Source organism: Actinoalloteichus spitiensis RMV-1378 (genome assembly GCF_000239155.1).
GTDB classification, from domain to species: Bacteria; Actinomycetota; Actinomycetes; order Mycobacteriales; family Pseudonocardiaceae; genus Actinoalloteichus_B; species Actinoalloteichus_B spitiensis.
In genome coordinates this window covers 1-5,950 of the sequence record NZ_AGVX02000488.1, presented here as the reverse complement: position 1 = coordinate 5,950, position 5,950 = coordinate 1, and the positions used below count along the sequence as shown (strand labels likewise).

The following is a 5,950-nucleotide window of genomic DNA, read 5'->3' as shown; positions in this document are numbered from 1 at the left end:
CCCCCGCCGGGGGGTGGCGGCCCACTCGTTGACGAGATCGACCGCCACCCCGATCGGCAGTGGTGGCACGGGGAGCCGGGGTCGTGGTCCGGCCATCTCAGGGTTCGACGACGGGTCCCGGCCCGAGGTCGGCCCGCCCTTCCCGGGCCGCGAGCTCCCGGGGCAGCTGGGTGGCCCAGATCAGCTCGTGCACGGGGACCGGGATGCCCAGTGCCGCCGCGTGCCGAACCACGGCGCCGCTCTGGTCCGCCAACTCCGAAGGGCGCCCCTCCCGCAGGTCCCGCTGGAGCGATGCGGTGGTCTCCGGGGCGAAGCCGTGTTCGTAGACGCCGAGGATCTCGGCCAGGTCGTCCTCGCCCAGGCGGGCCCCCGACCGGTTGCCGACGGCGAGGACCTCCCGCATCGCCCGTTCCACGAGATCCCGGGTGGGGCGGAGCGATCTGGTCCGTCCCACCGGGGCGTCGGCCAGCGCGCCCACCCCCCCGTAGGACGCGATGAGCGCCAGTTTCCTCCACAGCGCGGTGCGGATGTCCTCCGTCCACCGCGCGTCGACACCCGCTCCCTGGAGCGTCCCGACCAACCGGAGCGCGGCGGGGTCGGGTTCCGGGTGGCGGAGGGAACCGAGGACGAGGCGGGCCTCGGAGCCGACGAGCCGCACGGCCAGCGGAGCCACCCGCTGCACGATGACGACGACCGTCCCCCCGTACACGGCGTCCGAGGGCACGTGGGCGGCGACACGAGCCGGGGCGTCCACCCCGTTCTGGGTGGTGAGCACCCTGCCGCCCGGGGCGAGCGCGGGAGCGATCTCGGCGGCGGCCGTCTCGACCTGCCAGGACTTGGTGGCCACGACGGCGACGTCGAAGCGGCGGCCGGCCAGGTCGTCGACGAACTCGATGCCCGGAACGACCTCCGCGCCGCCCTCGTGCCGCAGCTCGACGGCACCGCTGGCCGCCGCGCGCACCGTGGCCGGACGGGCCTTGACCGTCACCGGCTCGCCGGCCCGCGCGAGTCGCGCCGCCAGGTAGAGGCCGATCCCGCCCGCGCCGTAGACCAGAACGCTCACATCCCACCCCCAGTCAGGTAACGCTCATCATGCCAGGCAACCGTTACAGCGCAAGGGTGATGCCGCGTCCCCCGTCGAGCGGGGTCCGCCGCGCATCGCCCTCCCTGACCCGCCGCGCCGGGCATCGGACGCGGCGCACCGCTGGTGGACGCCGTCAGGCCACCGGCCCCGGGGGCCCGGACAGGCCCGGCGAACTCGCTGCCACGTCCCGGCGAGCGTCCGTCACCGGCGTGGTTCCCAGCGGAACAGGCGGGCGGCCAGGGCCACCGAGACGACGACCCAGCCCACCGTGGGCGCCAGCAGCACCAGCGACTCCGCCACCGCGACCCCGCCGTCCCAGGCGGCGACGACCAGTTCACTGGCCGCCCCGCCGGGCAGGACCCGTTTGACGAGGGTGAGCTCCTCGGTGCCGGTGAACCCGACCCAGCCGGAGACGGCCATCGTGCCGATGAGGACGGGCAGTGTGGTCACCTGGGCGTGTTCCGGGGAGTTCGTCACCCCGGCCGTGGCGAGCCCCAGGCAGAGCATCATGACCACCGTGGTGACCACGGCGACCACCAGGAGGAGGGCGTTGCCCGGCGCGCCGGCCACGACGCCCAACACGGTCAGGATCACCGTCAGCTGGAGCACCGCGACGCCGGTGACGGGCAGCAGCAGACCGGTGAGGATGCGGGTGTCACTCGCCGCGGTGGAACGCAGCCGTTTCAGGAAGAGGTTCTGCCGGCGGGCGGCCAGCGTGGTCACCGTGGTCGTGTAGTAGCCCATCGCCAGCACCAGGAACAGCAGGATCGCGGCGATCGCGCCGAGGTCGAACACGGCGACCGCCTCGTACAGGTAGATGTAGAGCGCGCTGAACGCCACGGGCAGTACGAACATGGTGACCAGAACGGAGCGGTTCCGGAAGAGCTGAACCAGCTCGCCGAGCGCGATGGGGAACATGGAGCGTCCTTCACCTGGGGGTTGGGGTTGGTCGGGGTGGTCTACGCGTCGCCGATGGCCCGGAAGACGTCGTCGAGGCGGGTCGGTCCGGCGTGGAGGTCCCCCAGCTCCACCGCGTGGTCCCGCGCCCAGTCGAGCAGGGCGTGCAGGTCGCGCTGCAACGTGAAGGTCTCGAGGACGAAGGCCCCGGCACCGTCCGGCGTGACGTGCGGCGGAGGAGCCACCTCGGGCCCCGGCAGGGAGAAGCGGATCACGGCCGGCAGGGTTCGCGTCAGCTCGGCGACCGTCCCCTCCCGGTGGAAACCGCCCCGGTGCATGAGCCCGATGCGGTCGGCGCGCTCCTGCGCCTCCTCCAGGTAGTGCGTGGTGAGGACGATGGTGGCCCCCCGTCCCGCATCCGGTCCACGGCCCGCCAGAGGTCGTCCCGGGACTGGATGTCCAGGCCCGTGGTGGGCTCGTCGAGGACGACGAGTTCGGGCGTGCCGTACACGGCGGTGGCGAAGTCCAGGCGCCGCTTCTCCCCGCCGGAGAGCTGGGACACCCTGGTGGCCGCCTTGCGGGTGAGGTCGACGACGCCGAGCACCCGGTCGACGTCGTCCGCCCGCCGGCTGAGGGCGCCGACGAGCCGCACGGTCTCCCGGACGGTGAGGTCCGGTGAGAAGCCGCTCTCCTGGAGCATGATGCCCATCCGTGGCCGCACCGCGCGCCGGTCGCCCGGGTCGCGCCCGAACACGCGCACCGAACCCGAGGTGGGGTCGCGGTGGCCTTCGACGACTTCCAGGGTCGAGGTCTTGCCGGCACCGTTCGTGCCGAGCAGGGCGTAGAACTCGCCGCGTTCGACCTGGAAGGACAGCTCGCTGACCGCGCGGAAGTCGCCGTAGGTGACGGTCAGGCGGTCGACGTCGATGACGGGTGTCGAGGACATGCCCCGATCCCACCTGGCGGCGCCCCCGCCGACCAGTGCGCTCCCGTCACCACCTCGCCGTGACGTTTCTCCGGGGTGTGCCATGACACCGCGTCACTGGTGCCGGGTCGGCGTCGGCGGCACACTGGGGCTCCCCGCCGTCCCACCACGGAGATCAGCCATGCCCACCGAGCCACCGCGCCGCCCGGCGGAGGTCATCGTGACCTCGGTCCCCTCGGGGCGGTCACGGCCCGGGCACCCACCGGAACACCCTGGAGCGGCGGGGCGCGGGCCCGGTGGTGGCCGGCGCGCGGCACGAACCCGCCGGGCCCGGGCAGACGACACGGTCACGCTGGCCGGACGGGCCGCCCGCCGCCCCGGTCGCGTCCGGTGAGGCCCCCGGGTGCACGGGCAGGCCGGTCCCACGAGCGTCCGAAGGGGACCTGGGGCCAGCTGCGCCGCCTGAACCTCACCGTGCTGCTCCCCCCGCTCGCCGCCGTCGGGGTGCTGCTGGTGGTCGTCGACGCCGAAACCTGGTGGCACGGGGTCGTCCTGAGCCTGGGCGTGCTGGCCGCCCTGGTCACCTTCGTCCGGTGGGCCGCCGGCGACGTCCTGCGCGTCGCGGTGCCCTGCCTGCTGGTCACGGGCGCGGTGTGGCCCCTCGGAGTACTGGTGCTCGACACCCCCAGGGCGTTCTGGGGGGTCGCCCTGGCTGGCCCCCTCGTCGTGCAGCAGCTGCCACGCCACCGGGGCGCCGCCTCGGTGGCGCTGGTGGCCTTCGTCGCCGTCACGGGCACGGCCAGGCTGCTGGTGTCCGAGGCCCCGGTCCGCGACACCCTGATCTCCTACGCCCTCGTCCCGGCCACCCTCACCCTGGTGGGAGCCGCCCTCGCCTTCCCCAACAAGGGCTTCTCCGACCTCCTGCGGGAGCTGGAGCAGTCACGGGAACGGGAGGCCGAACTCGCCGTCGTCCGGGAACGGATGCGGTTCGCCAGCGACCTCCACGACATCCAGGGCCACACCCTGCACGTGGTCAAGCTGAAGATCACCCTGGCCGAGAAGTTGCTGCACAGCGATCTCGACCGTGCCAGGGAGGAACTGCGGGAGGTGCACGCCCTGATCGGGGACACCATCACCCAGACCAAGGAACTCGCGCACGCGCAGCGGCGCCTGAACCTGGCCACGGAACTGGAGAACGCCAAGAACCTCTTCGAGGCGGCCGGCATCCAGGTGCGCGTCGACCGGGAGACCGAGGTCGACGCGCACGCCGGGGAGATGCTCGGCCAGGTGCTCCGCGAGACGACGACGAACATCCTGCGGCACGCCGAGGCGAGGCAGGTGCGGATCACCCTGTCCGGGACGGGGATCAGCATCGCCAACGACGGGGCGCGGGAGGGACCGCCGGCCGAGCTGCGCGGGCTCCGCACCCTGCGGGAACGCGTCGCGGGCGAGGGAGGGGAACTGACGGTGCGCCAGCAGGGCGGTCGGTTCGTGACGGCCGCGAACCTCCCCGGGCCCCGAACCGTTGCCGCGACCAGGCAGGAGGGGCGCGCCCAATGACCACTGTGGTGCTGGCCGACGACGAGGTTCTGCTCCGCAGGGCGCTGGCGGCCCTGCTCCCCCTGGAGGGCGAGGTCACCGTCCTCGCCGAGGCGGCGGACGGACGGGCGGCCGTCGAGGCGACCCTGCGGCACCGGCCGGACGTCCTCGTCGTCGACCTGGAGATGCCCGGTCTGGACGGCCTCGGCACCGTCGCGGAGGTCCGCCGCGCGCTGCCCGCGCAGGTGATCCTCATGCTGACGCGCCACGCCCGGCCCGGGGTGCTGCGCAGGGCGTTGCGGCTGGGTGTGCAGGGCTTCGTCAGCAAGTCGGCGGAACCCGAGCACATCACCCGCGTCCTCAGGACCCTGCACGAGGGCAAGCGGTGGATCGACCCGGACGTGTCCGCCCTCGCCCTCGTCGACGACTGCCCCCTCACCGAACGCGAACTCGACGTGCTGCGGGCGACCTCCGAGGGGTACTCCGTCGCCGAGATCGCGGCCCAGCTCCACCTCGCGGAGGGCACGGTGCGCAACTACCTCTCCAACGCCATGCGGAAGACCCAGACCCGGACCCGGCACGAGGCGGCCCGCCACGCCCGGGAGCACGACTGGCTGTAGCCGCCCCGCCGGGGGTGGGCGTGGTGCTCCCACAGGGCGAACCCGTCCGCCAAGGTCGTGCCAGCGGACGGAGCGGGGTCGGTCGCGTCCTCGCCGGCAGGAGCTCGTCGGGCCGAGGGGTACCGATCAGACCAGCGAGAACGTCCCCCTGGGCGCGGGCGGGGGAACAACCGATGAGCTCGTGGCCGCCGCCCGGCTCCGGGACTCGACGCCCCGGCACTGGTGCCCGCTCCGGGCTGCCCGGGTCAGGTGGAACCGCGGGGAGGAGCGGCGGCCCCGGGAAGTGGGGACGGGTCACGGGCCAGGGGCCAGGGGCTGCGTGTCCCGTTCGTCCGACCGCCGTGGTCGCGTGCCACCGGCTCGCCGTCGCTCCCTCCCGAGCTCACGAGGGGCGCCGGGATCAGCGGGCCGAGCGGCCTGACCGCCGGGCGTTCCTCGGCGGCGGTGGAACGCCGGGGCGCGGACCCGCACCCGGTGGGTTCCCGACAGTCGTTCTCGATGTCGCGGGCGTGCCGCTCGGGCATCGTCCCCGTCCCTGGCCCGGGTCAGCGGTTGGCGAGGAGGGTCAGCGCGAGGTCGCGGGCACGGGCGTAGGCGTCGCCGATGACCCGCATCCCGTCGGTCACCAGCGCGCCCTCGTGCAGGAGCATGACGGCGCGGGCCGCCGCCGGGGCGTCGTCCGCTCCGGCGGCACCGGCGATGTCGGTGAAGAGGTCGAGCATCCACCGCTTCTGGCCGACGATGGTGGCGTAGGCCGGGTGGTCGGGTTGGCTGATCTCGGCGTGCGCGTTGATCGCACTGCACCCCTTGCCGCCCTCCTCGGCCGCCCAGTCGGCGGAGGCGTCGAAGACGGCGGCGAGGCGGGCGAGCGGGTCGGCTCCCGCC

4 protein-coding genes and 2 pseudogenes are annotated in these 5,950 nt (G+C 74.0%); 2 read left to right on the top strand and 4 right to left on the bottom strand.

From position 1 onward, the window contains the following. Nucleotides 1-97: 97 nt before the first annotated feature. The 3 genes and pseudogenes from ACTIDRAF_RS30020 to ACTIDRAF_RS30015 form a co-directional block, all read right to left on the bottom strand. Nucleotides 98-1,063, bottom strand: a complete 966-nt coding sequence (locus tag ACTIDRAF_RS30020; protein WP_016700494.1) for a ketopantoate reductase family protein — start codon at nt 1,061-1,063, stop codon at nt 98-100. A gap of 222 nt (nt 1,064-1,285) precedes the next feature. Next, nucleotides 1,286-2,002 carry an ABC transporter permease gene (locus tag ACTIDRAF_RS0219980; protein WP_016700493.1) on the bottom strand — a complete coding sequence of 239 codons (717 nt, stop codon included), beginning with the start codon at nt 2,000-2,002 and terminating at the stop codon, nt 1,286-1,288. A gap of 41 nt (nt 2,003-2,043) precedes the next feature. Further along, nucleotides 2,044-2,927 (bottom strand): annotated as a pseudogene (locus ACTIDRAF_RS30015) (ABC transporter ATP-binding protein). Nucleotides 2,928-3,296: 369 nt separating this feature from the next. Between ACTIDRAF_RS30015 and ACTIDRAF_RS0219970 the strand changes: the two are divergent. Together ACTIDRAF_RS0219970 and ACTIDRAF_RS0219965 are read left to right on the top strand one after the other, a co-directional pair. After that, nucleotides 3,297-4,466, top strand: a complete 1,170-nt coding sequence (locus tag ACTIDRAF_RS0219970) for a sensor histidine kinase (RefSeq protein WP_016700492.1) — start codon at nt 3,297-3,299, stop codon at nt 4,464-4,466. After that, nucleotides 4,463-5,065 carry a response regulator transcription factor gene (locus ACTIDRAF_RS0219965; protein ID WP_016700491.1) on the top strand — a complete coding sequence of 201 codons (603 nt, stop codon included), beginning with the start codon at nt 4,463-4,465 and terminating at the stop codon, nt 5,063-5,065. Before ACTIDRAF_RS0219970 ends, ACTIDRAF_RS0219965 begins: the two co-directional genes overlap by 4 nt. Before the next feature lie 545 nt (nt 5,066-5,610). On the opposite strand, the pseudogene ACTIDRAF_RS0219955 reads toward ACTIDRAF_RS0219965, so the two are convergent. Further along, nucleotides 5,611-5,950 (bottom strand): annotated as a pseudogene (locus ACTIDRAF_RS0219955) (TetR family transcriptional regulator); the annotation flags it as partial.